This window comes from Clostridium kluyveri DSM 555 (assembly GCF_000016505.1).
GTDB classification, from domain to species: Bacteria; Bacillota; Clostridia; order Clostridiales; family Clostridiaceae; genus Clostridium_B; species Clostridium_B kluyveri.
On sequence record NC_009706.1, the window covers coordinates 929340 to 953730 of the forward strand.

Consider the following 24391-nt stretch of genomic DNA (forward strand, 5'->3'; position numbering starts at 1 on the left):
ATAATCAAGCTCCTTTGTATTTATTAATTTTAATATATTGAAATAGAACTCCCAAAACTATAACTGTAATACCTACTACTGCACTTATCAATATTCTCTCATTCAAAAATATTAAAATATAGATTAAGGATATAAATGGAGTTAAGTATAGTAAATTTGAAACTATATGAGTTTCTCCGCCTTCTAAAGCCTTGAACCAAAATATATAAGATATACTATTAACGAATTAGTGCGAGTATATCTCCTTGTAAGTTTGTTAAATTGAAGGCTGAAATATTCCCTTTAGTAGTTATGATAATAATGCCAAGGAAACTAATAAGGATTCCAACTAATTTTTGCAAAGTGATCTTATCTTTGAGTATGATAAAAGACAATATAAGTACTAATATAGGCCAAGTGTAAGATAATATAAAACCTTCAGAAGCTGTTGTTCTACTTAGTGCCCCGTATAAAAAAACATAGTACATATAATTGCCGAGAAATCCAAGAAAAATCATTGATCCATATTGATTCTTATTATATTTTTTTAAATCTCCAGTTTTCTTTTGAGATATCAATATTAAACCAAGTACTAGTGTTGATAAAATGGTTGAATAGAACAAAGTTTGCAAATTATCTAGCTCTACCAAAATCTTTTTTGTTGCCACGGGTATGGAACCCCATAATAATACGCAAAGAGCTAAATTGATATATGCATTGAATTTTTTTGCTTTAAATAACTTAATAATCAATTTCATCCCCCACTAAACTATTAAAAAATAAAGAACTATTAAACATAGTTCTATAAATATTATTATAGTTTTTTAGTTAGATAAGTCTTCTCTTAAACTTAGTTAGTTTTTAGCCTATTTTTAGATTTTTTTCTAAACTCTGAAGGGGCTACTTTTTCTAAATACTTAAATACTCTAGTAAATGATGAATTGTAATCATAACCTACCATTTGTGAAATTTGTAATATTGATAAATTTGAATTTAAAAGAAGTTCTTTTGCTTTTCTTACTCTTAGATTTTGTATGTAGTCAACAGGTGAAACTTTCATTTTATTTTTAAACCATTCGGTATAATAACTGATATTATAATGTTCAATAACTGCTAATTTTTTCAAATCTATATCTTCAGCGAAATGTTCATTTATATATTTTATAGAATCAGGAATATTTTCATTTGTAATAAAGTCATAACAATAGAGGAATAGGTTAGTAATGGAACTAGAACTTTTCTTATTGTTAGCCTCATTTAGGAATAAATATCTTATAGCTTTCCACTTATCATCAAATAGGATTTCCTTTCCACCTATCAGCTTTTTTATATCGGATTTTTTAATTATATTAGTAGAAATATCTAAAACTAAGAACTCGTTACCTTTATCAGCACTAAAGGTATGTTTACAATCTGGAGGAAGAAAGAATAAGTGTTCATCTTTTAATGTTAGTTTTTTATGATCGGTTTCTATATAAAGAATTCCGTGAATGGGTAAAATTAATTGCGCATATGAATGAGCATGTGTATTAAGTTTACGATCATATATTCTACGTTCACATATTACACTGTTCAATAGTATTCACTTCTTTCTCTTATATACAATAGCTCAAATTTGCGTGTTAAAGTTATTATAGCATAAATGTAGGATTGTTTATTAAGAAATCTACATTATATCTTTATTATTTAAACCATATATCACATGTGATGGCTAATATTTTAGTTTATACGTAGTGGTGCTAGTATAAAAATGTAGACACAAAAATTGGAACAATATAAAATAAAAGAAAAGGAGTGTCTACAAATATGTTAAATAAGTCCAAAAGATACACAGAAGATTTTAAAAATACAATAGTAGAACTTTATAAATCAGGTAAATCTTTAAGTGAATTAAATAGCGAATATGGCACATCTAAATCAACAATAAATCATGGGTTAAAAATCAACACCTATACAGATAGATAATAACAAAACTATTACGACAGCTGATTATCAGGCATTGATGAAAAAGATGACCAGGTTGGAAGAAGAAAATGATATATTAAAAAAGCTATGGCCATATTTGCAAAGAAAAATTAAATATATTATATAAGTTTATTAAAAATAACAAAAATAATTATGGTATTAAGTTAATGTGTGAGGTTTTTAATGTATCAAGAAGTTCTTTTTATAAAAATTCCAGGCGCAGCCAGAGTACATGAAGTATTCAAAATAAACAGATTAAATCCTCTATTCTAGATATTTATAGAAGTAGTAAGGGACGTTATGGTGCAATAAAAATAAATTATAAGTTAAGGTAACTTGGAGGTGTAACAAATGGATTCAGTGAAATATAATCAATATTTAAGATGCGTTAAATTATGTAGAGAAAAAATACATTCATTTTCTAAATATCCATATTGCTTATCAGCCGTAAAGGATTTATCTATGTTGGAATTTCATCCAAAAGTAACATATATAGTAGGAGAAAATGGTACGGGTAAATCAACAATACTTGAGGCTATTGCGGTGGCATATGGATTTAACCCAGAAGGTGGAACAAGAAATTTTAACTTTTCAACAAAAGATACTCATTCAGATTTATATAGGAATCTTAAATTAGTTAAAGGGGTCAAAAGACCTAATGATGGTTTTTTCTTGAGAGCAGAAAGCTTTTATAATGTAGCAACAAATATAGATGAGATAGATGCTTCTAGTTCATATGGAGGTATTTCACTACATTTACAATCTCATGGGGAATCTTTTTTATCAGTTATTGGGAATAGATTTAGTGGAAATGGTTTATATATTTTAGACGAACCAGAAGCAGCATTGTCACCTTCAAAACAAATGTCCCTGATTGTTATAATGAATAAATTAATACAGAAGAAGTCTCAATTTATAATAGCTACTCATTCTCCTATAATAATGTCTTATCCAGATTCAATAATTTATGAATTAAGTGATGGAATAAAAGAAGTGAAGTACAAGGATACTGAACATTATAAGATTACAAAAGCCTTTCTTGATAGACCTGAAAAAATGTTAGAGATGCTTTTATTTGAAGAATAATAAGTTAAAATGTATGAACGTAAATCAATTAATTTTATGTAAAAGTTAGAAAATACGAAGTAAATAACATATACTTAAAATAAAATATAAAGGAGATAGAGGTATGACAGAATTCTGGGAATCAAGTTTTATAGAAAATCAAATGATGTGGGGATTTGAACCTTCAGACTCCGCAATCTTAACAAAGGACTTTTTCCTTGAAAAGAATATTAAGGACATATTGATACCAGGTATTGGATATGGCAGAAATGCAAAGGTTTTTATTGACAACGAAATAAATGTAACGGGTATTGAGATTTCAAAAACAGCCGTTGATTTGGCGAGGCAAAATGGGCTTAATATTAGTATTTTTCATGGTTCAGTAACTGATATGCCTTTTGATAACAAACTTTATGACGGTATATTTTGTTATGCACTTATTCACTTATTGAATAATCATGAGAGAGATAAGTTTATTAAAGATTGCTATAATCAGTTAAAGCCAAACGGATATATGATTTTTACTACTATTTCAAAAGAAGCCCCAATGTTTGGAAAAGGCAAACAACTGGGTAAAGACTATTTCGAGATAATGGAAGGGATAAAAATGTTTTTTTATAATTCTGACTCGATAAAACAGGAATTCGGAAAATATGGACTGATAGAATTTTCGGAAATTGTTGAGCCACATAAGAATGTGGAAAATAAACCTCCATTTAAATTTATAATGGTAAGATGTCAAAAAGAACTATAATTACAATTATATAAAAAATAGTGAATTATTAAATAATATGATAATTTTAAAAATACATGCAGGTGTAAATAATTACGAGTTTTATAGATAATTATTATAAAGGGAGAAAGTCAAGAATGAGTATTTATGTTGAGACTGAAAGACTTATATTGAGACAATTTACTGCAGATGATGTGGAGGAATTACATCATATTTGCAGTCAGCCTTATATATTAAAATGGATGTCTGATTGGAAAAGAACAAAAGAAGAGAGAAAAGAATGGGTAATCTGGATTCAAGAGTATTACACCAAATCAACAAAATATATTGCAAGAATAATGCTTGCAGTTACCCTAAAAGCAAGTAAAGAACTTATAGGTATGGTGGATATTGGAAATAAGGAGGAGGTTAATAATGAAATAGAAATAGCATATTTTATTTCCGAATATCATAGTAATAATGGGTACATAACTGAGGCTTCAAAGGCAATAATAGAATGGGCATTTAATAACTTAAAACTTAGGTATCTAATAGCTATTATTGAACCTGATAATATAGGATCCCAAAGAGTAGTCGAAAAATGTGGATTTACTAAGCTTGATATTAAAATGATTTCAAATAGTAGAGATACAGAAGAAAAGCCATTTTATTATTATCGAATATATAATAAATGAATTAATTTTGGTTTTATAGAATAACTGTTAATAATGGGGGAGCGGTGGAAATGAGAATACCAATTTATCAGATTGATGCATTCACAAAGGAGGAATTTAAAGGGAATCCGGCAGCAGTATGCCCATTAGAAAAGTGGATTGAAGATGGTTTAATGCAAAAGATTGCTAAAGAAAATAATTTATCTGAAACTGCTTTTTTTACAAAAAAGGATGATATGTATGAGTTGAGATGGTTTACCCCAGAAGAAGAGATTGACCTATGTGGGCATGCCACATTAGCAGCTGCTTACACTATATTTGAGTATTTAAATAAAAATTCAAATGAGATAAGTTTTAATACAAAGAGTGGAATTTTGAAGGTACTAAAAAAAGATAAGTTGATTACAATGATATTCCCATCAAGAGAAGGAGAAAAAAGTGAAATACCAGAAGAATTAATAAGAGGACTAGGAAAAAAACCTAAAGAAGTATATAGGTCTAGAGACTACATGGCAGTGTTCGAAAAAGAAGAAGATATAAAAAGTCTTAGATTAAATATGGAGGAATTAAAGAAACTAGATGTATTTGGAATAATAGTAACGGCTAAAGGTAATGAAGTAGATTTTGTATCAAGATATTTTGCCCCAAAGTCAGGAATAAATGAAGATCCTGTGACAGGTTCAGCACATTGTATATTAGTTCCGTATTGGAAGAGGATTTTAAATAAGAATGAATTCGTAGCATATCAGTTATCTGATAGAGGAGGGAAATTATATTGCACTGATAAAGGAGAAAATATAGAAATATCAGGTCAAGCTATTTCTTATTTGGAAGGTTATATAAATGTATAAAACTATTTTATTGATTTAAGTTATAATATGAAAACTTATGTGTCACAAAGACTTATTAACTTAGGTCTTTTTATTTTGACTAGAATGTAAAATATGGTACTATTAAATTATAGTCTTTAAGGAAGGAGGACATAGCATTGAAAAATAAATACTCAACTACAGGATATGCCTCCTCCGGTACAAGAAATGTATCTGCATGTATAGGAAATATGGTATGTCCTTTTGCTAATTATAACACTTCCGCATTTGCAAAGAGGATAGAAAAGGCTATTTTCCCTAACGATCGTCATGTTAAAATTGCCTTAACTGGATGTCCAAATGATTGTATAAAAACTAGAATGCAGGACTTTGGAATTATAGGAATGACTGAAACACAATATGACAGCTACAGATGCATAGGCTGCCAAGCCTGTGTTAAGAACTGCAAGAAAAGATCCACAGGAGCACTAACATTTGGAAGTTTTAAGGTTGTAAGAGACCATGACAAGTGTATTGGATGTGGAGAATGTGTTGGAAAATGTCCAACAGGTGCATGGACAAGAAGTGATGAAAAATACTTTAAGCTAGTCATAATGGGAAGAACGGGAAAGAAAAATCCAAGACTTGCTCAAGATTTTGCCAAATGGATAGATGAAGAGAGTATAATAAAAATTATATTAAATACTTATGATTATATAGAAGAATATATTGATAAAGATGCGCCATTAGGAAAAGAACATATTGGATATATTGTAGATAGAACCGGGTATCATGAATTTAAAAGATGGGCATTAAAAGATGTAAAACCAGGGAATAAAGTTGAGATACAAGAAAATATTAATTGGTAATAGATGAGCTGAGGAACGGGCATTAGTGCCCGTTTTTTAACTATAATTTGTGATATTGAATTATTGTTGTTATTAATTAAAGTGGTATTATATAATTTCTATGGAACAATATTTTTTAATATTCGCAAAAGCTCTGCAAGGCTTGAATATCCTTTATTTTAAATGTAGACAAATGAAAATCAATTATACCTTCATCTCTCATTCGGCACATTTCTCTTGACATAGATGGTCTTGATACATTTAAAAAATCAGCGAGTTCGTTCCGCTTTAAGGGTAAAATTATAGTGTTGTTTTTGGCATTTTGATATTGTTCCAACAAATATGAACATATTTTGCCCCGTATACTTTTAATTGAAAGATATTCAACTTTTTTATTCAATAATAATGCTTTATCTGATATTACATTCATAAAATTTTGCAGCATTGCGGTATGCCATGGACACATCTTTCCACATCTAGCTATAAGGTCTGAGTTTGTAAGAAATAGAACTTTGCAAGTGTTCTGTACTCTCACTGTTGCCGGCCATATTTTACGACTTGAAAATACCAACATTTCCCCAAATAAATCTCCTTTTTTTACTACAGAAATAATTACTCTATTTCCTTCAGAGTTTTCTTTGAGGATAATTGCTTCCCCTTCTAAAACTATACCAAATCTGTCAACTGATTCACCTGAATTTACTATACATTCATTTTTACTAAAACTATGTATTTTAGGAGTTAAGCATTGTAACAAGTAAAAGAGTTCTTCTTTTTTTATGCCGTAAAATAAAGGAGAATCTTTTATTATTTCAATATATGATTTTATCATTTAATTATCATCCTTTTCGTATCCTAAGTTACCGAATTGTTTTAATTTCTATAATATAATAATCCTATAGAAATTACAAGGGAAAGATAGTAAATAATAAACAGGGAGGTATAATTATGTCAAATATGTTTTGTTTTCAATGTCAGGAAGCTGCAGGGGGAAAGGGATGTACTGTAAAAGGTGTATGCGGGAAAACCGCAGATGTAGCAAAAGCTCAGGATTTATTGGTTTATGTAACAAAGGGATTGGCAGTAGTGAGTAATGAAGGAAGAAAAGTTGGAGTAATTGATGCTAATGTGGACAAGTATATAACGGAAAGCTTATTTGCTACAATTACTAATGCTAACTTTGATAGACAAGTACTTTTAAATAGGGTAAAGGAAACTTTAAAATTAAGAAAAGAATTAAAAGATAAAGTTATAAAAGTTGGTGGACAACTTGGAGAAACCAAGGGTATTAGTGGAATATTTAAAAAGTTATTAAAAACGGCATCAAGTGAAATCACTATTACTGATGCAGCAGTATGGTCATCTGATAATATTAGTGAATTTGATGCTAAGGCTGAGCAAGTTGGGGTATTGGCAACTAAAAATGAGGATATAAGGAGCTTAAGAGAACTTATAATATATGGCCTTAAGGGCCTATCAGCATATATGAAGCATGCTATGAACTTAGGATATAATGATGTAGAGGTTCATGGATTTATAGCTAAGGCTCTAGCTGCCACATTAGATGATTCATTATCAGCGGATGATTTAGTTGCACTTTCATTAGAAGCAGGAAAATATGGTGTCACTACTATGGCTTTACTTGATAAGGCTAATACGGAAACCTATGGAAATCCTGAAATTACAAAAGTTAATATTGGAGTTAGAAATAATCCGGGGATACTGATTTCCGGCCATGATTTGAAGGATCTTCAGATGCTATTAGAGCAGACAGAAGGAACAGGAGTAGATGTTTATACTCATGGTGAAATGCTTGCAGGACAGTATTACCCAGAATTCAAGAAGTATGCTCACTTTGCAGGAAACTATGGAAATGCATGGTGGAAGCAGGGAGAAGAGTTTGAAAAATTCAATGGAGTAATTTTAATGACTACAAACTGTGTAATCCCTCCAAAAAATTCATATAAGAATAGATTATTCACCACAGGGGCAACTGCTGTACCGGGCTGCAAGCATATTCAAGCAGATGAAGCTGGAAATAAGGATTTTTCAGAATTAATTGCTATGGCTAAAAAATGCAGTGCTCCAACTGAAATAGAAAAGGGAGAAATTGTGGGTGGATTTGCTCACAACCAAGTATTGGCTCTTGCTGATAAAGTTGTAGATGCTGTTAAAACTGGTGCAATAAAGAGATTTTTTGTAATGGCTGGTTGTGATGGTAGAGCAAAATCAAGAAACTACTATACTGAATTTGCAGAAAAGCTGCCTAAGGATACAGTTATATTAACTGCAGGATGTGCAAAATACAAATATAACAAACTGGAACTTGGAGATATCGGTGGAATACCAAGAGTACTTGATGCAGGCCAGTGTAATGATTCATATTCACTAGTTGTAATTGCATTAAAACTTCAGGAAGCATTTGGATTGGATGATGTTAATAAACTTCCAATATCCTATAATATAGCATGGTATGAGCAAAAAGCTGTAATAGTATTATTAGCATTATTACACCTTGGGGTTAAAAACATTCACCTAGGACCAACGCTTCCAGCTTTTCTTTCACCAAATGTGGCTAAAGTCTTAATAGAAAACTTTAAAATAGCGGGAATTGGAACTGTTGATGAAGATTTAAAACTGTTTTTAGAATAATTGATGCTCAATTGTAAAATAAATTCCAGCCCTTTAATTTTATTTGAGTTATAAAATTTTTAATTAAATATATATGCTAAGGAGATTGCATCCTGGTTTATAAAAAGATTGGTGAGGAGCCAGTCTTTTTTGTTGCGTTATTTTTATGAGATATTTATCGTTGGAGAAGAAGTTTTAACAAAACTTAGGTGTGCACCGGTTGCAGCCAGTGACATCATGTTAAAGACAGTTCTTCTCGAAAGATAAACGATAAAACTGCATTTCGTTTACAAATATTTAGCTGTTGATTACAAACATTGTATTTTAATTTACAAAGTAGTATCTTGTTTTACAGTTGAGTAGGTTAAAAATTTTTCATAGTCTGATAGGTGAAAATATCTGGCTGCAAGTACATTGTAAACCAAATTTAAAATAAAGGTTGACTATAAGGAGATTATTTAGTATTATTGATACGTACAAGCAAATGTTGGAATAGGAGAATGTTTTATGAGAAATACAAGAAATTTAATTTTAGTAGCCATGTTTGCAGCTTTAACAGCAATTGGAGCATTTATTAGGATACCAATACCATATGTTCCTTTTACTCTGCAATATCTATTTTGTGCTTTAGCTGGTATAATTTTAGGCTCAAAGCTAGGGGCTTTATCACAAATAGTTTATGTTATTATTGGACTTGTTGGTGTACCTGTCTTTACTGAAGGAGGTGGCTTTAATTATATATTTAAACCTACTTTTGGCTATCTTATAGGTTTTATTATAGCGGCTTATGTCATAGGTAAAATAAGAGAAAATGTTAAAGAGCTAACTTTTATCAAGGCAATATTTATGCTGCTCTCAGGTTTGTTTTTTATATATTTATTTGGAGTGGTATATTTATATATTAGTTATAATTTATATTTAGGGAAAAACATTTCCTTTTATTTTGCATTTTTTTATGGTTTTGTAGTTTGCATAGCTGGAGATTTGGTACTAACGATATTTACGGCCTATATTTCAACAAAAATATTACCTGCATTAACAAAAAGTGGACATATTAATATATGAAGGAGTTCCTTAAGCGAAAGAAATATGTAAATTAAAGATGGAGGGTAGAAAAAATGGCTAAGGGTATATTTATAGTTGGGACGGATACTGATATTGGTAAGACTGTTGTAACTGCTGGACTTATGCATGTTCTGAGGAGCAGGGGATATAATGCTGTTTACTTTAAAGCAGCCCTAAGTGGTGCTTTAGAAATAGACAATAAGCTTATTCCTAGCGATACTAAGCTTGTAAGTGATGTGAGTAAATTAGAAGAACCCTATGAAAATATCACACCTTATGTTTATAGGACTGGAGTATCTCCTCACCTTGCAGCAAGGTTGGAGAATAACCCCATGGATTTAGATATAGTAAAAGAAAAATATGTTTATTTAAAGGAAAAGTATGATTTTATAATTGCTGAGGGCAGTGGTGGAATAGTGTGTCCATTGATAGATGATGGAAGAGGAGTATATACTATTGGAAATCTTATTAAGGATTTAAATATGAGCGTTATTATTGTGGCAAGTGCTGGGCTTGGAACAATAAATCATACAGTGCTTACAGCAAAATATATAGAAAATTTAGGGATTAAAATTGAAGGCATTATAATAAACAAATATGAAAAGGATTTATTTTATGATGATAATATTGGAATGATAGAAAAAATCACTAAACTACCTATTGTAGCAAAGCTTAAGAATATAAAGGATATGAATGATAACGAGATAGAAGCTATAAGAATACATTCTGAAAAGGCGTTTAGTGCTGAGAACATAATAAAGCATATGGAACAATTATAATAAAAATTGAGGTGTGACTATGAATGACTATGTAAAAAGAGATTTAAAATACATATGGCATCCTTGTGGACAAATGAAGGATTATGAGGAATTTAATCCTATAGTTATAGAAAAGGGAGAAGGGGTTTGGCTTTATGATATTGAGGGAAATAGATATTTAGACTGTGTATCATCTTGGTGGACAAACACCTTAGGTCACAGTAATAAAAGAATTAACGAGACTATAAAAAAACAGATAGATAATATTGAACACGTTATATTTGCAAATTTTTCGAATAAGCCTGCAGTAGATTTATCAGAAAAGCTGGTAAATATAACGCCAGATAGACTAGCGAAAGTATTTTTTTCTGATAATGGTTCTTCAGCGGTAGAAATAGCTTTAAAGATGAGTTTCCATTATCATATGCAAAAGGGAAACACTAAAAAGAAAAGATTTGCGGCTTTGAGCGATGCATATCATGGAGAAACTTTAGGTGCTTTGTCTGTTTGTGATATTGATGAGTACAATAAGATATACAACCCTCTTCTTTTAGACACTATAAGAGTAGAGGGGCCAGATTGTTATAGGTGTAGATATGGCTGTACTAGAGATAATTGTAATGCAGAGTGCTTTGCAGATATGGAAAAATGTATGGAAGAAAAACATGATGAAATAAGTGCTGTAATAATTGAACCAATGGTTCAAGGAGCTGCAGGTATGAAGATATATTCACCTAATTATTTAGAGAAACTGCGTAAAATCTGTGATAAATACGATGTGCATCTTATTGCAGATGAGATTGCAGTTGGTTTTGGCAGAGCTGGAGAGATGTTTGCTTGTAATCATGCCCAAATAAGTCCAGACTTTATGTGCCTTTCAAAGGGAATTTCTGCGGGATATATGCCTATGTCCGTGGTTATGACAACAGATGAAATATATGATTGCTTCTATGGTGATTATAATGAGCAAAAAGCATTTCTTCACAGCCATACCTATGCAGGTAATGCCACAAGTTGTGCCATTGCCTTAGAAAGTTTAAAAATATTAGAAGAGGATAATATTATTGAAAACAATCGAAAAAAAGGTAATCTAATAAAAAAACTTACATTGGAAAAGGCAAAAGTATCAAAACATATAGGTGAAGTTAGAAATATAGGTATGATAACAGCTGTTGAAATAGTAAAAGACAAGTTCACCAAAAAAAACTATCCTTGGGAGATGAGAGTAGGGTATGAGATTTATAAGATTGCTCTTAGTAAGGGGTTATTATTAAGACCTATTGGAAATGTTCTTTATTTTATTCCTCCATACATTATTAATGAAGAGGAAATAAAATTTATGGTAAATAAATGCTTCCAAAGTATAGAAGAGTATTTTATAGAAAATAAATTATAAGTTAAAATTACATAAATAGTAATTATATATTTTAAATCACTGCCTAATAATACCGACCTCTTCCTATCTATGAAGAGGTCGGTTTAGTTATTTTATAAAAGGTATCAGTTTAAATGTGTCTTGATAGTGATTAATTAATTGTAGTATTAAATTTTTTTTCTGTATATTTTCCGAGGCCTATTGTAAATTCTAATTGATTAATAGTATTATTAGAAGCTTTTTTTAATAAATAAAAAAAAGAACTCATGTTGCATTTTGTTATATTATTATAGTAGTCTCTGGATATTTTCCAAAATTTTTGAGGAAAGGATAGGTAAGAAATGATATACTTATAATCGTCCAAAGTTAAACTGGAGACTTCTTCGTAAAGAGATAAGCATTTTATAGCTGTATTTAAATCCCAGTTAATATTATTTCTCTTTAGAAATCTTCTTAAGAAGTAAGATAAATCATGAGAGCAATAATCTATGCTGCATTTATCAAAATCTATTACCCAAATTTTATTATTGTTATCGAATATTATATTTTTATTTACATAATCTAAGTGACAAAGGGAAGTAGTCAAATTATTATAGTTTATATTAGAAGATACTGTAAGTGCTATTTCTGCTAAGGTGGAGTTGACTTCAAAATTCTTTAAAAATAATTTAGAAAATTTGTCTTGATATCTGAAAGATAAATTTGAACAATTTAAAAGTTGTCTAAAATGTTTTTCAAAGGATGTATATATATTTTGAAAATTATTTCTTTTATAACTTTTATCTATTGGAATAAAGTTTTTAGATCTATTGTGCATTTTTGCTAGGTTTAAAGTAGTGCTAAATAAATGGGAACTGTTGTCATAATCGCATTTTATACCATCTATCCAGGGTGTTAATATGAAAAGCATATTATTGTATTTTACAAAGCGTTCCTTGTGAATTGTGGGCAATATTCTCGGAACATTTATGTTATTTCTAAATAGCCATTCTATTGCGGAGTATACAAAGAGCAAATTTCCTTCGTCAAAATATACTTTTTTTAAGCAATAATTTTTATTTAAATAAGATATTTTATACACTGCTCTTTGTTTGTTTGTGTCTTTAAATTTAATTCTGGTTATATCTGCATTTGCCATATTGTATTTAGGCAGTACATGTTCTTTTACATTTTCCTCAGACAATAAATCCATACAAAAACTCCTTAAAAAGTTCTTTCCTTATAATAATATTAGAAAGTTTTTTACAATATACGTTCCTTGTTAAAAAAGCAATCTTAAATAATAAAGTTTAGGAGATGATTTATATGAATATAAGACAAAAAATAGAAGATAAAGAAAAGTTGATGCTAATAAAAGAAGCTGCTTTTTCTTCTAACAGCAAGGGAAGAAAGATAAATGAAGAAAAAGACAATATTAGAACTGATTATATGGTAGATAGAGATAGAATAATACATAGCAAGTCTTTTAGGAGACTTAAACATAAAACTCAGGTATATATAAAGACTCAAGGGGATCATTATAGAACCAGGCTTACCCATACATTGGAAGTAAATCAAATAGGTAAAAGTATAGGTAAGGGGATAGGATTAAATGAAGATCTAATAGAAGCCATAGCAATGGGACATGATATAGGCCATGTAGCTTTTGCCCACAGCGGAGAAGAATTATTAAATAAACTTTTGCCTAGAGGATTTAATCACAGTGAAAATAGTGTACGTGTACTTACCAAAATAGAAAAACTAGGTTTAGGATTAAACTTAACTGAAGAAGTTTTAGATGGAATATTAAATCACAGTGGTTTTTCAAGTAAGTCAAAAGCTATGACATTAGAGGGACAGGTAGTTAGGTATAGTGATAAAATAGCCTATATAAATCATGATATAGATGATTCTATAAGAGCAGGACTGTTAGAAGATGAACAGATTCCTTCATATTCAGTGAAAATACTAGGAAATACTAATAGTGAAAGAATAGACACACTTGTGAAAGATTGCATTTATACTACTATAGAGAACATTGAAAAAGGAGTGAGAGAGGTATCTCTAAGTGAGGAAGTATTTGAAGCCTTAAATACACTAAGGGAATTTATGTTTAAAAAAATCTATAGAGGTAATATACTTGAGGATGAGAGAAATAAAGCTAAATTTGTACTAGAACAAGTATTTAATTATTTTTTAAAAAATCCAGATAAAATGCCTGAATTTTATATAGGTATTGTTGAGAATGAAGGACTTTATAGGGGAGTATCAGATTATATAGCTGGTATGAGTGATGACTATTGTATTATGCAATTTAATAACATATATATGCCTAAATTTGTTATATATTGAAGAATAATTTTTACTATTATATGGGTAAAATACGAATATAAATATAATAAAACTAATTTATATATTAGATAAATAATTAATTTAATATTAAATTAATTATTTATTTTCACAGAAGGATATTTAATTTTTATAAAGAATATATTATATATAATATATTCTTATTAAAAAAAGAAAAATATTTATTTTTAAGGAAGGAATATAGTAATTTATGTCGAATATATTTATTCTTGAGCGTAATAATTTAAGATAGGGGGGAATTTAGTGATATCGGAAGATGTCATTCAAAGAATCAAAGAGGAAAATGACATAGTAGATGTAATATCTGAAAAGGTAAAGCTAAAAAGATCAGGTAGGAATTATTTGGGGCTATGTCCCTTTCATAATGAAAAAACTCCCTCTTTTAGTGTGTCTAGAGATAAGCAAATATATAAATGTTTCGGATGTGGAGAGGCAGGCAATGTAATAACTTTTATAATGAAGTCACAAAATTTAAACTTTTTAGAAGCAATAGAATTGTTGGCAGATAGAGTAAATATAGATATAGACTTAAGTAAAAATAAAAATAATAGAAAAAGTACATTTGAGAATTTATATAAGTTAAATGTAGAGGCAGCTAGATATTTTTTTTATTCTCTAAATAAGAATAAATCCGCTAAATCATATCTATTAAACCGGGGTATAACGGAACATACCATAATAAAATTTGGTCTTGGATATTCTAATGATAGTTGGAATCATATGATGAATTTTTTAAAAGACAAAGGATTTACAGAGTTAGATATGGTTTCAAATGGACTTATAATTAAAAGTGAAAAAGGAAATTATTATGATAGATTTAGAAATAGAATAATGTTTCCGGTATTTGACTATAGGGGAAAGATAATAGGATTTGGAGGTAGGGTATTAGATAATTCAAAGCCCAAATACTTAAATTCACCAGAAACTCCTTTATTTAAAAAAGGTGTAAATCTCTATGGGTTAAATTTTGCTATAAAAAGCAATACATCTAGAACTCTCATAATTGTAGAAGGGTACATGGATTGTATATCTCTCCATCAATATGGTATAAAAAATGTTGTAGCTTCTTTAGGAACAGCTCTTACTGTAAATCAGGCAAAGCTCATGGCAAAATATGTAGATAAGGTAATATTATCCTATGATGCGGATAAGGCAGGTGAAATAGCTACATTGAGAAGTATGAGCATACTTAAAAATGTAGGCTTAGAGGTGAAGATTCTATCTATACCTCAGGGAAAAGATCCAGATGAATTTATTAGAAATAATGGAAGAGAATCATTTATGGAGCTTATACAAGAAGCTGATGATTTAATAGAGTATAGAATTAAAAATATAAAAAAGAATATAGATTTCAATAATTCACAAGATATTGCAAAGTATACAGAAAAAGTGTTAAAAATATTGGTCGAGTTAAATCCCATAGAAAGAGAAATACATATAAAGAAGTTATGGGAAGATACAGGTATAAAGGAACAGATACTTCATGACATGTTGAATATAAATGCACAAAAAAATGTAAAAAAAGATGTAAATATGAATATAGATATGGGTTTTGGACAAAAATTATATTTAGAACCCGCATATTTAAAGGCAGAGAGAGCTTTTTTGAAGCTTATACTAGAAAATGATGAAGCTTTTAAATATAGTTTGAATAAAATAGGAAATGGTGAACTTATACTAGAAAGTCATAAAAAAATATATGAATATATAATTGAAAATATGAAGTATGACGATGCACAAAAAAGAAAAAAGTATATAGAATTAAAATGTGTAGATATAGATACGTCTAAAGAATGGATAAATATTATGGAAACAGAAGTTCAATATGATAATGAAGAATGGATGAATATGTTACATAATTTTATAAATAGAATAAAAAAATATAAATTGGAAGAATATAAAAAAAATATTATTGGAAAAATAAAGGAATATGAATCTAAAGGAAATTTGGAAGAATCTCTGAAGTTTGCACAACAGTTGATGGGAATACAAAAAAGAATAGGTGAAATACAGTAATGGTCAAGGGAGGCAAGTAAATGAAAGATAAAAGTGCAAAAGTAAAATTAGTTAAGAAGCTCATAGAAAAAGGTAAAAAAAACGGCACTTTAACTTATAAAGAAATAATGGATGAATTACAAGAAGTAGATTTAAGTCCACAGCAAATAGAAAAAATATATGAGGTACTTGAATCTATGGGAATAGAAGTGAATGGAGATATGAATGAGCTAGAATTAAATGAAAAAAATTTAGATTTATCGGTTCCAGAAGGCATTGCCATAGATGATCCCGTAAGAATGTATCTAAAGGAAATAGGTAAAGTACCTTTGCTTTTACCTGAAGAAGAAATGTCCCTTGCAAAAAAAATAGAAGAAGGAGATCAAATTGCCAAAAAGAAATTAGCAGAAGCTAATTTAAGACTAGTAGTCAGTATAGCAAAAAGGTATGTGGGAAGGGGAATGCTTTTTTTAGATTTAATTCAGGAAGGGAATTTAGGTCTTATAAAGGCGGTGGAAAAATTTGATTATAGGAAAGGATTTAAGTTTAGTACTTATGCAACCTGGTGGATAAGGCAGGCAATTACAAGGGCAATAGCAGATCAGGCTAGAACTATAAGAATACCAGTTCATATGGTGGAAACCATAAATAAGCTTATAAGAGTTTCAAGACAGTTACTTCAAGAACTGGGAAGAGAACCGCATGCAGAGGAAGTAGCTAAGATAATGGAGATGCCCGTGGATAAAGTCAGGGAAATTATGAAAATAGCACAGGAACCAGTATCGTTAGAAACTCCAATTGGAGAAGAAGAAGATAGCCATCTGGGAGACTTTATACCTGATGATGAGGCTCCGGCTCCAGCAGAAGCAGCAGCTTTTACTATGCTTAAAGAACAGCTCATAAATGTACTGGATACTTTAACTCCAAGAGAGGAAAAAGTATTAAGGTTAAGATTTGGATTAGATGATGGAAGAGCAAGGACTTTAGAAGAAGTGGGAAAAGAATTTAATGTAACTAGAGAAAGAATAAGGCAGATAGAGGCAAAAGCACTTAGAAAGTTGAGACATCCAAGCAGAAGTAAAAAATTAAAGGATTATCTAGATTAAAGCACCATTTGCAGGGTGCTTTTATATATAGGATATCATTTTAGTGAAAAGTGCAGTTTGTGTTATAATGGGTATCGAAAAGGTGGTGAACAGTGTGAAAATTTATAAGTCAGCAAAAGGGATAGGGGTATACATTATATTGGGTGTGTCTATTTTATATAATAGTTTATTAATATTTTTAATACATTATGTAGATTCTTATGAGATATCCATTCTTTTAAAATTCACTTTAATAGCCATTAATCTATATCAGTTATATTATATTATAGTCTGTGGAACATTAAAATATTTTATAGATACAGAAAATTTATATATAACTAGCATTTTAAAACTTAAAAATGAAAAAATTTCTTTTGATAATATTCAAATGTATCAGAAGTCAAAGGGTAGAATTAAGGGAGTAAAGGTATCGGGATATGGTAAAAATAAATTTGCCATAGGTAAATCCTTTATTCATAAAATAGGTAATACGCAGATGTTTGTCACTTCAACTGAAAATGTTATATATTTAAAAACAGACACAACAAGTTATGCTTTGTCCCCGGAAAATTTTTATGAATTTGAAATGGAGTTGAATAGAAGAAATATATTTTATTCAGAATGGGAAAACAAATTAAGTAAAATTGTTAATCCAAGTAGAAAACAAAAGTTCTTTATACCATTTGTAATTACTGCTATAATTATAATTTTAATTACTTTAGAACCAATAATATTATATCTTCATGGAAATTTACCTGATAAAATGCCTCTTAGTTTTCGGCCTAATTTTACGACCGTAGAATTTGGGACAGGTAGGCAGTTTGCATTTAAACAAATGAGTTATGGTCTCTTAAACATGGGGGTATTGTTTTGTATGTATTATGCAGGACATATTTATTCTAGATATGATGAAAAATATTCTTATAAGTTTTTATATGCAGCATTGATAGTTTCAATAATTTTTTTAGTTATGCAGATAAAGATAATTTATACATTTAGATAATATTGAATCTTATGATTTTCAATAAGCCACTTTAGAATGGAGAATTATATGGAAATTAGTTTAAGACTTAAAACTTTATTAAATATGGTGGATAACTGCCAATGTATGGCAGATATAGGAACAGATCATGGCTATGTGCCTATTTATCTAGTAAAGAATAAAATTTGTAGGAGAGCTATAGCTTCTGATATAAATAAAGGACCTATAAAAAAAGCGGAGTTTAATATAAAGCTTCATAAATTGGAAGATAAAATAAACTGCAGATTAGGTAGAGGGCTTTCAACTATAATTCCGGGGGAAGCTGAGGAAATAGTAATTGCAGGTATGGGAGGAAATCTTATAAGGGACATAATAGAAGAAGATCTTGAAGTGTTCAAGAGCGCAAAATCATTAATTCTTCAACCTATGCAGCATTCCCAGGTATTAAGAAAGTATATATATAATAGTGGATTTAAAATATTAGATGAAGAATTGTGTATTGACGAAAATAAATTTTATGAGATAATAAAAGTAAAATATGATGAAGATATTAAATATATAGACAGTATATTTTATGAAGTAGGAGAAGTATTAATAAAAAAGAAACACAGCCTTGTTTTTAAATTTTTAAAGAATAAAATTGACAATTATAATAAGATAATTTTGAATATAAATAAAGATACGAAACTGGCAAATAAAAGAAAAGTAAATTTATTAAGTAAAATAGAAAAATTGCAGGAGCTGATAGAATGTATTTAAGGGTAGAAGATATACATAATATAATAGAAAAATATGCTCCGTCTATACTTAAAGAAAGTTATGATAATGTAGGGCTCATGGTAGGAGACATGAAGAGTGAAGTAACTTCTATATTGATAGCTTTAGATTGTACTTTAGAGGTAATAGAAGAAGCAAAACAAAATAAGTGTAATCTCATACTTACCCATCATCCGTTATTGTTTAAAAGGCCAGATAGTGTAACTACAGATACTTTAACTGGCAGGAAGATAATAGAGTTAATAAGAAATAACATAAATCTATATTCTGCTCATACTAATCTGGACTCTGTAAAAGGAGGGATTAATGATATTATTATGGAATTACTTCAGTTGACTTGCTGTCATATCATTGATCCTTCAGAGATCAAAAATTATGGAGAAGATCACTGTGGTATAGGGAGGATTAGTGAGCTTAAGGTTCCTATTACACTAGGAGAACTCTGCGATAAAGTAAAGAATAATTTAAATATTTCCACGCTGAGATATTCAGGAAGCGAATCCCAAATTATAAATAAAATAGCAGTTATAAATGGAAGTGGAGAAAGCTATTTTAATTCTGCAAAGCTATTAGGTGTAGAATGTATAATTACTGGAGATACTACTTATCATTATGTAAGTGATTTTCAAGAAGAAGGAATTGCTGTAATTGATGCCGGCCACTTTGAAACAGAATGGCCTGCTATGAGAAAAATAGCAGAGGTTTTAATGCAAAAAATAGAATTTGATGGATTTTGTAATACTGTAATTTTATCAAAAGTAAATAGAAGTCCGTATAAATATAAGTAGAAATGAGGGTGAGTTCATTTCTGCTTTTTTAATTTAGTAATAATATCATATATTTGAAGATAAATTAATTTAATAAGGAGGGTAGTATTATGCTGGATTTGCTCGTTGAAATTCAAGATAATAAGGAAATAATAAAGAAATGTAAAAAAGAATTAAAAATTGATTTAGGTATTCATTCTATGAAAAAAATAAAGAATGAATTTGAACAGGAAAAAGAAAAATATAAATCTATAGATACTAAACTAAAAGAAAATAAAATAGAAATAGAAAATGTTGAAAATAAACTGAATATTATTAAGCAAGAAATAACTTCTGAAGAGGATAAATTATATAGAAATTTAAAATATGATTTGAAATTGATTAATTCGTTGGAAAAATCTATTGAATTAAAAGTAAGTAAAATGAAAGAATTAGAGGAGAAAAATCTAAAACTATTATATGAAGAGGAAGAGTTGTTACAACAAAAGGGATGTAGTGGGAAAAGACTAATTACTCTCAAAGCTGATTTTCATAAAAACAAAAAAACCAGTAGTGAAAAAATAATTAAAATTAAACAAAATATAGAAAAAGCTCAGCAGAATATTCTCGATATTGAGAAGCGGATTCCAAAGGAATTGTTGGATAAGTTTAATCAGCTATCCTCTATTAAAGGAACAGGGGCTGCCAGATTATCAGAGGGGGTATGTTTGGGGTGTAAAATGAAAGTATCTGCTATGACTATAGATAATGTAAAAAATCATAGAGGTATAGTTTACTGTGATAACTGTGGAAGGATAATAAGTTGTAATAAAATATCTTAAAATTAACAGATATTTTTAATTGTTATCTAATTTAACTTAGGATTTATTTCAGATTTTTATTGTAATGTATTATTAACTATGATATTATTTAATTCGTAAGTAAGCCAGACAATCGCTGCTGTATAATTACAGGAGAGGAAAGTCCGAGCTTCATAGGGCAGGGTGCTGGGTAATACCCAGTCAGGGTGACCTGAAGGAAAGTGCAACAGAAATATACCGCTGAAGCAACAAGAAATTATTGCTTCAGTAAGGATGGAAAGGCGAGGTAAGAGCTCACCAGCGCATTGGTGACTTTGCGGCTATGTAAACCCCACCTGAAGCAAGATCGAATAGGAAAGCATATTAAAAAGTGGCCCGCTTTGCTTTCGGGTAGTATCGCTGGAGCCTATTGGTAACAATAGGCCTAGATAGATGATTGTCTAATACAGAACTCGGCTTATAGACTTACTTACCCATTGAAAACACTAGGTTTCAGACTTAGTGTTTTTATTTTGCTATACTAATCACCACAATTTTATATTGTTCTATTTTTGCTTTTTACAGATTTATTGATATAAAGTAGACAGTATATAAATAATTTGCTACAATACAGTAGGATAATTGGCTTATGTTTAATGTAGAAACTCGGACAATTAAATAGTATGGTAGAGAAAAACTTGCCATACTATTGTCATACTAAAGTAAAAAACCTTATGTTTACACATTTTTATCTTATAATAAATATATGAAAAAAATAGATAGTTTCAATGTAAATATACACTATTATAGGTTATAGGAGGATAAGGCTAATGGAGCAATATAAAAATTTAAATATATTGAAAAATGAAACCGATTCACAGGTTAATATAAAAAATGTATTTGTGGATATAAAGTTAATACTTAATGTCTGTGAGGATGGACTGAAAAAAGATAAAGGTATGTATACTATGACAGTTTTTGATATTGCAGATAAGATTAAAGATAAAATTTCTCAAGAGGATGTTTCTGTACAACTATATGGATATAGTGGAAACATAATAAAGATGAAAAATGTAACCATAAGTTATGTTAAAAATGATGTTATATTGGAATCAAAACAATATACGAAAATAGTTAAATAAGTACATATATAGTAAGGGATAAGCGCTGTTTGGTGACTAGATAAGTTCTTCTAAGGCTTAAACGGAAAAAATATTTTTGTAAATGAAATCCATCCAAGCTTAGAAGAACTTGATAAGATTTAAGGCTAACTTAAATTTAAAATTTTAAATATTATAGTTGTCATGAAACACACAATAATTGCTATGCTAGTTGGGATAAGTGCTGCTAGTGCTGTCCATTTTAAACTTCCTGTCTCCTTCTTTATAGTTAAAAGAGTGGTAGCACATGGCCAGTGCAGTAAGCTAAACAACATAGTATTAAGTGCTGTAAGATAAGTCCAACCATGATTTAATAATATTTTTTTTAAAGATTCTATACTTTCAAATTCAATGAGAGAACCAGTTGATAAATAGCACATTAATAATACTGGAAGTACTATTTCGTTGGCAGGTAATCCTAATATAAATGCCATTAATATAAATCCATCAAGACCAATAAGCTTAGAAAAAGGATCTAGAAAGGCAGCAATATGACCTACAATGCTTAAGTTACCAATATATATATTGCTAAGTATCCAAATTATAGCACCAGCTGGAGCAGCAACTACTATGGCTCTCCAGAGTACAAATATAGTTCTGTCGATTATGGAAGTATATAAAACCCTACCTATTTGAGGTACTCTATAAGGGGGAAGTTCCAAAGTAAAACTGGAAGGAACTCCTTTTAATATAGTTTTGGACAGCATATAAGACACTAATAGAGTTATAAATATACCTATGACAACTAATGCTGTTATAGCTACTGCGGGTAAAAAACTTGTATTGTTACTGTTTGTAACAACAAGGAATATACTAGATATAGCTATTAAAGTAGGAAATCTTCCATTGCATGGAACTAAGTTGTTAGTTAAAATTGCTATAAGACGTTCTCTTGGAGATTCTATTATTCTGCAGGATATTATACCGGCTGCATTACATCCAAATCCCATACACATTGTTAAACACTGTTTACCATGAGCACAAGCTTTCTTAAATAGATGATCAAGATTAAAGGCCACTCGCGGCAGATACCCTAAATCCTCAAGTATTGTAAATAAAGGGAAAAATATTGCCATTGGAGGAAGCATGACAGATATAACCCAAGCTAGAGTTCTATAAAGTCCAAGTATTAGAACTCCATGAAGCCATTGGGGGGCATTTATATTGTTAAACCATAAGGTGAGCTTATCTTGTATGCTAAAGAGTAAGTCTGCTATCATGGCAGAAGGTACATTAGCTCCAGCAATAGTAATCCAAAACACTATTGCTAAAGTTAAAAGCATTAGTGGAATACCAAAAATTTTTGAAGTAATGTAGTTATCAATCAACCTGTCTCTATTTATTTTAGCTTTATTTTCTTTTATATATTTATAACTTATTTCTTCTGCTTTTTTATAAATATTATTTGAAATATTATCTCTTATGTTTAGCTTATCATCATATGTAGTAGATGAATTTATCATTTTTAATAGTTCTTTTAAAGATTCATTATCTATATTATTAGAGAGGAAATCTATTAATTTTGTATCACCATCTACAAATCTTAAAGCAAGCCATCTTGAGCTTGTATAATTTATTTTTTTATCAATGAAAGGTTGTATAGACTTAATTCTTTCCTCAATGTAATCTTCATATATTACTATTTTAGGTATAGGTGTAATTTTACCTATAATAACTTTGTGAACTGTTTCTTTTAATTCTTCTATACCTAGGCCACTTCTAGCAGCACATAAAACTACAGGGATACCTAGTTCCTGTTCTATTCCTTTGGCGTCAATAATAATATTTTTCTTTTTTGCTTCGTCTATAAGATTGATACAAAGGACCACATTGTTAGTAATTTCCATTATTTGATAAACGAGATTTAGGTTTCTTTCAAGGCAGGTTGCATCTGTGACTACTATTACTGCATCAGAATTGCCAAAGCATATAAAATCTCTTGCTACTTCCTCTTCTGTAGAAGATGCAAAAAGTGAATAGGTTCCAGGAAGATCTACTAATATATTTTCTTTACCATTATGTGTAAATTTCCCTCTTGCATTTACTACTGTTTTTCCAGGCCAGTTACCAGTATGTTGATGAAGTCCCGTAAGGGCATTAAAGACTGTACTTTTACCGGTATTGGGGTTACCGGCAAGAGCAATAACATATTGACCTTCCTCTTTTTCAATTTCAAATAAGTCTGATAAAGAGTTATTTTGAGTAGATTGAAATGTTAAACCCATTATAAACCTCCCTATATAATATTTGTTCTGATTTCAGAAGATAGGTTGTTCTTGTATAAAATTTTTTTTAAATCCACTAAAATCAAGGATGATTCTTCGCTCCTAAGAGCTATCATTGCACCTCTGATGTTATAGACAGTAGGATCACCAGAGGGACCTTTTCTTACTACCTCTATTGTAGTACCTTTAGTTAAACCAAGTGCAAGCATTCTTTCTCTTAACATTCCAGTGGATAATAAATTATCAATTATAACATAATTTCCTGTAGGTACATTATTAAGTTTTAACATAAAATATCCTCCTAAAAAATAAATTTAATGTGATATTTCGAATATATCGAAGATTTTTTATAGTCTAATAGTCATAAAAATTAGATGTGTATTTGAATTTG

The 24391-nt window shown here is 29.6% G+C and carries 24 protein-coding genes, 1 other RNA gene and 1 pseudogene; 19 read left to right on the forward strand and 7 right to left on the reverse strand.

Annotated elements, in window-relative coordinates; genetic code table 11:
- Positions 1-4 precede the first annotated feature (4 nt).
- The 3 genes from CKL_RS21775 to CKL_RS04555 all read right to left on the reverse strand — a co-directional run bounded on the left by CKL_RS21775 (position 5) and on the right by CKL_RS04555 (position 1555).
- Positions 5-214, reverse strand: a complete 210-nt coding sequence (locus CKL_RS21775; RefSeq protein ID WP_081427959.1) for an EamA family transporter — start codon at positions 212-214, stop codon at positions 5-7.
- Positions 215-218: 4 nt separating this feature from the next.
- Positions 219-737: a DMT family transporter gene (locus CKL_RS04550; RefSeq protein ID WP_012620278.1), complete on the reverse strand. Its 519-nt coding sequence runs from the start codon at positions 735-737 to the stop codon at positions 219-221.
- A gap of 92 nt (positions 738-829) precedes the next feature.
- Positions 830-1555, reverse strand: coding sequence for a helix-turn-helix domain-containing protein (locus CKL_RS04555; RefSeq protein WP_012101307.1), 726 nt, complete (start codon positions 1553-1555; stop codon positions 830-832).
- Positions 1556-1785: 230 nt separating this feature from the next.
- Between CKL_RS04555 and CKL_RS20230 the strand changes: the two genes are divergently transcribed.
- From CKL_RS20230 to asrC, 6 genes and pseudogenes are all read left to right on the forward strand, one after another.
- A complete protein-coding gene (locus tag CKL_RS20230; protein WP_041700774.1) occupies positions 1786-1944 on the forward strand; it encodes a transposase in 159 nt (52 codons plus the stop codon).
- A 351-nt stretch (positions 1945-2295) separates the two neighbouring features.
- Entirely contained in the window at positions 2296-3030 is a 735-nt protein-coding gene (locus tag CKL_RS04565) for an AAA family ATPase (RefSeq protein ID WP_012101308.1), read from the forward strand.
- A gap of 103 nt (positions 3031-3133) precedes the next feature.
- Positions 3134-3763, forward strand: coding sequence for a class I SAM-dependent methyltransferase (locus tag CKL_RS04570; protein WP_012101309.1), 630 nt, complete (start codon positions 3134-3136; stop codon positions 3761-3763).
- 116 nt (positions 3764-3879) lie between these two features.
- Complete coding sequence (locus tag CKL_RS04575) at positions 3880-4416, forward strand: GNAT family N-acetyltransferase (protein ID WP_012101310.1); 537 nt, start codon at positions 3880-3882, stop codon at positions 4414-4416.
- A 50-nt stretch (positions 4417-4466) separates the two neighbouring features.
- Positions 4467-5246, forward strand: coding sequence for a PhzF family phenazine biosynthesis protein (locus CKL_RS04580; protein WP_041700775.1), 780 nt, complete (start codon positions 4467-4469; stop codon positions 5244-5246).
- A gap of 128 nt (positions 5247-5374) precedes the next feature.
- A pseudogene (gene asrC, locus CKL_RS04585) lies at positions 5375-6073 on the forward strand (sulfite reductase subunit C); the annotation flags it as partial.
- Positions 6074-6188: 115 nt separating this feature from the next.
- Here asrC and CKL_RS04590 read toward each other — a convergent pair.
- The gene (locus tag CKL_RS04590; RefSeq protein WP_012101314.1) at positions 6189-6884 is read right to left on the reverse strand and encodes a Crp/Fnr family transcriptional regulator; all 696 of its coding nucleotides are present in this window, start codon (positions 6882-6884) and stop codon (positions 6189-6191) included.
- 116 nt (positions 6885-7000) lie between these two features.
- Between CKL_RS04590 and hcp the strand changes: the two genes are divergently transcribed.
- The 4 genes from hcp to bioA all read left to right on the forward strand — a co-directional run bounded on the left by hcp (position 7001) and on the right by bioA (position 11902).
- The gene (gene hcp / locus CKL_RS04595; RefSeq protein WP_012101315.1) at positions 7001-8704 is read left to right on the forward strand and encodes a hydroxylamine reductase; all 1704 of its coding nucleotides are present in this window, start codon (positions 7001-7003) and stop codon (positions 8702-8704) included.
- Positions 8705-9190: 486 nt separating this feature from the next.
- On the forward strand, positions 9191-9748 hold the full coding sequence (locus CKL_RS04600) for a biotin transporter BioY (protein ID WP_012101316.1): 558 nt from the start codon (positions 9191-9193) through the stop codon (positions 9746-9748).
- Positions 9749-9801: 53 nt separating this feature from the next.
- Positions 9802-10527 (forward strand): dethiobiotin synthase, encoded by a 726-nt coding sequence (gene bioD / locus CKL_RS04605; RefSeq protein ID WP_012101317.1) that lies wholly within the window; start codon positions 9802-9804, stop codon positions 10525-10527.
- Between the two features lie 19 nt (positions 10528-10546).
- Positions 10547-11902 (forward strand): adenosylmethionine--8-amino-7-oxononanoate transaminase, encoded by a 1356-nt coding sequence (bioA, locus tag CKL_RS04610; RefSeq protein WP_012101318.1) that lies wholly within the window; start codon positions 10547-10549, stop codon positions 11900-11902.
- 130 nt (positions 11903-12032) lie between these two features.
- On the opposite strand, the gene CKL_RS04615 is transcribed toward bioA, so the two are convergent.
- Positions 12033-13073, reverse strand: coding sequence for a CotS family spore coat protein (locus tag CKL_RS04615; RefSeq protein ID WP_012101319.1), 1041 nt, complete (start codon positions 13071-13073; stop codon positions 12033-12035).
- A gap of 113 nt (positions 13074-13186) precedes the next feature.
- Here CKL_RS04615 and CKL_RS04620 point away from each other — a divergent pair, with 113 nt between their 5' ends.
- The 9 genes from CKL_RS04620 to CKL_RS04655 all read left to right on the forward strand — a co-directional run bounded on the left by CKL_RS04620 (position 13187) and on the right by CKL_RS04655 (position 21757).
- Entirely contained in the window at positions 13187-14212 is a 1026-nt protein-coding gene (locus tag CKL_RS04620) for a deoxyguanosinetriphosphate triphosphohydrolase (RefSeq protein ID WP_012101320.1), read from the forward strand.
- Positions 14213-14473: 261 nt separating this feature from the next.
- The gene (gene dnaG, locus CKL_RS04625) at positions 14474-16246 is read left to right on the forward strand and encodes a DNA primase (protein ID WP_012101321.1); all 1773 of its coding nucleotides are present in this window, start codon (positions 14474-14476) and stop codon (positions 16244-16246) included.
- A gap of 20 nt (positions 16247-16266) precedes the next feature.
- The gene (gene rpoD / locus CKL_RS04630) at positions 16267-17331 is read left to right on the forward strand and encodes an RNA polymerase sigma factor RpoD (protein ID WP_012101322.1); all 1065 of its coding nucleotides are present in this window, start codon (positions 16267-16269) and stop codon (positions 17329-17331) included.
- Positions 17332-17425: 94 nt separating this feature from the next.
- Positions 17426-18313 (forward strand): PH domain-containing protein, encoded by an 888-nt coding sequence (locus tag CKL_RS04635; protein ID WP_012101323.1) that lies wholly within the window; start codon positions 17426-17428, stop codon positions 18311-18313.
- A 48-nt stretch (positions 18314-18361) separates the two neighbouring features.
- Positions 18362-19051: a tRNA (adenine(22)-N(1))-methyltransferase gene (locus CKL_RS04640; protein ID WP_012101324.1), complete on the forward strand. Its 690-nt coding sequence runs from the start codon at positions 18362-18364 to the stop codon at positions 19049-19051.
- Entirely contained in the window at positions 19042-19857 is an 816-nt protein-coding gene (locus CKL_RS04645) for a Nif3-like dinuclear metal center hexameric protein (RefSeq protein ID WP_012101325.1), read from the forward strand. The genes CKL_RS04640 and CKL_RS04645 overlap by 10 nt, the downstream gene beginning before the upstream one ends.
- A gap of 89 nt (positions 19858-19946) precedes the next feature.
- On the forward strand, positions 19947-20657 hold the full coding sequence (locus CKL_RS04650) for a zinc ribbon domain-containing protein (protein ID WP_012101326.1): 711 nt from the start codon (positions 19947-19949) through the stop codon (positions 20655-20657).
- A 96-nt stretch (positions 20658-20753) separates the two neighbouring features.
- Positions 20754-21112: RNase P RNA component class A (rnpB, locus tag CKL_RS19565), an RNA gene on the forward strand.
- A gap of 333 nt (positions 21113-21445) precedes the next feature.
- Positions 21446-21757 carry a hypothetical protein gene (locus CKL_RS04655; protein WP_012101327.1) on the forward strand — a complete coding sequence of 104 codons (312 nt, stop codon included), beginning with the start codon at positions 21446-21448 and terminating at the stop codon, positions 21755-21757.
- Positions 21758-21882: 125 nt separating this feature from the next.
- Here CKL_RS04655 and feoB read toward each other — a convergent pair whose 3' ends face one another.
- Positions 21883-24000, reverse strand: a complete 2118-nt coding sequence (feoB, locus tag CKL_RS04660) for a ferrous iron transport protein B (RefSeq protein WP_012101328.1) — start codon at positions 23998-24000, stop codon at positions 21883-21885.
- Positions 24001-24011: 11 nt separating this feature from the next.
- Entirely contained in the window at positions 24012-24290 is a 279-nt protein-coding gene (locus tag CKL_RS04665) for a FeoA family protein (RefSeq protein WP_012101329.1), read from the reverse strand.
- Between the last annotated feature and the right edge of the window lie 101 nt (positions 24291-24391).

What these genes read in the sequence shown, in the direction of transcription:
- CKL_RS04550 (WP_012620278.1), bottom strand. Translation starts at nt 737, where the DNA reads ATGAAATTGATTATTAAGTTATTTAAAGCAAAAAAATTCAATGCATAT.
- CKL_RS20230 (WP_041700774.1), top strand. Translation starts at nt 1,786, where the DNA reads ATGTTAAATAAGTCCAAAAGATACACAGAAGATTTTAAAAATACAATA.
- CKL_RS04565 (WP_012101308.1), top strand. Translation starts at nt 2,296, where the DNA reads ATGGATTCAGTGAAATATAATCAATATTTAAGATGCGTTAAATTATGT.
- CKL_RS04570 (WP_012101309.1), top strand. Translation starts at nt 3,134, where the DNA reads ATGACAGAATTCTGGGAATCAAGTTTTATAGAAAATCAAATGATGTGG.
- CKL_RS04575 (WP_012101310.1), top strand. Translation starts at nt 3,880, where the DNA reads ATGAGTATTTATGTTGAGACTGAAAGACTTATATTGAGACAATTTACT.
- CKL_RS04580 (WP_041700775.1), top strand. Translation starts at nt 4,467, where the DNA reads ATGAGAATACCAATTTATCAGATTGATGCATTCACAAAGGAGGAATTT.
- CKL_RS04590 (WP_012101314.1), bottom strand. Translation starts at nt 6,884, where the DNA reads ATGATAAAATCATATATTGAAATAATAAAAGATTCTCCTTTATTTTAC.
- hcp (WP_012101315.1), top strand. Translation starts at nt 7,001, where the DNA reads ATGTCAAATATGTTTTGTTTTCAATGTCAGGAAGCTGCAGGGGGAAAG.
- CKL_RS04600 (WP_012101316.1), top strand. Translation starts at nt 9,191, where the DNA reads ATGAGAAATACAAGAAATTTAATTTTAGTAGCCATGTTTGCAGCTTTA.
- bioD (WP_012101317.1), top strand. Translation starts at nt 9,802, where the DNA reads ATGGCTAAGGGTATATTTATAGTTGGGACGGATACTGATATTGGTAAG.
- bioA (WP_012101318.1), top strand. Translation starts at nt 10,547, where the DNA reads ATGAATGACTATGTAAAAAGAGATTTAAAATACATATGGCATCCTTGT.
- CKL_RS04615 (WP_012101319.1), bottom strand. Translation starts at nt 13,073, where the DNA reads ATGGATTTATTGTCTGAGGAAAATGTAAAAGAACATGTACTGCCTAAA.
- CKL_RS04620 (WP_012101320.1), top strand. Translation starts at nt 13,187, where the DNA reads ATGAATATAAGACAAAAAATAGAAGATAAAGAAAAGTTGATGCTAATA.
- rpoD (WP_012101322.1), top strand. Translation starts at nt 16,267, where the DNA reads ATGAAAGATAAAAGTGCAAAAGTAAAATTAGTTAAGAAGCTCATAGAA.
- CKL_RS04640 (WP_012101324.1), top strand. Translation starts at nt 18,362, where the DNA reads ATGGAAATTAGTTTAAGACTTAAAACTTTATTAAATATGGTGGATAAC.
- CKL_RS04645 (WP_012101325.1), top strand. Translation starts at nt 19,042, where the DNA reads ATGTATTTAAGGGTAGAAGATATACATAATATAATAGAAAAATATGCT.
- CKL_RS04650 (WP_012101326.1), top strand. Translation starts at nt 19,947, where the DNA reads ATGCTGGATTTGCTCGTTGAAATTCAAGATAATAAGGAAATAATAAAG.
- CKL_RS04655 (WP_012101327.1), top strand. Translation starts at nt 21,446, where the DNA reads ATGGAGCAATATAAAAATTTAAATATATTGAAAAATGAAACCGATTCA.
- feoB (WP_012101328.1), bottom strand. Translation starts at nt 24,000, where the DNA reads ATGGGTTTAACATTTCAATCTACTCAAAATAACTCTTTATCAGACTTA.
- CKL_RS04665 (WP_012101329.1), bottom strand. Translation starts at nt 24,290, where the DNA reads ATGTTAAAACTTAATAATGTACCTACAGGAAATTATGTTATAATTGAT.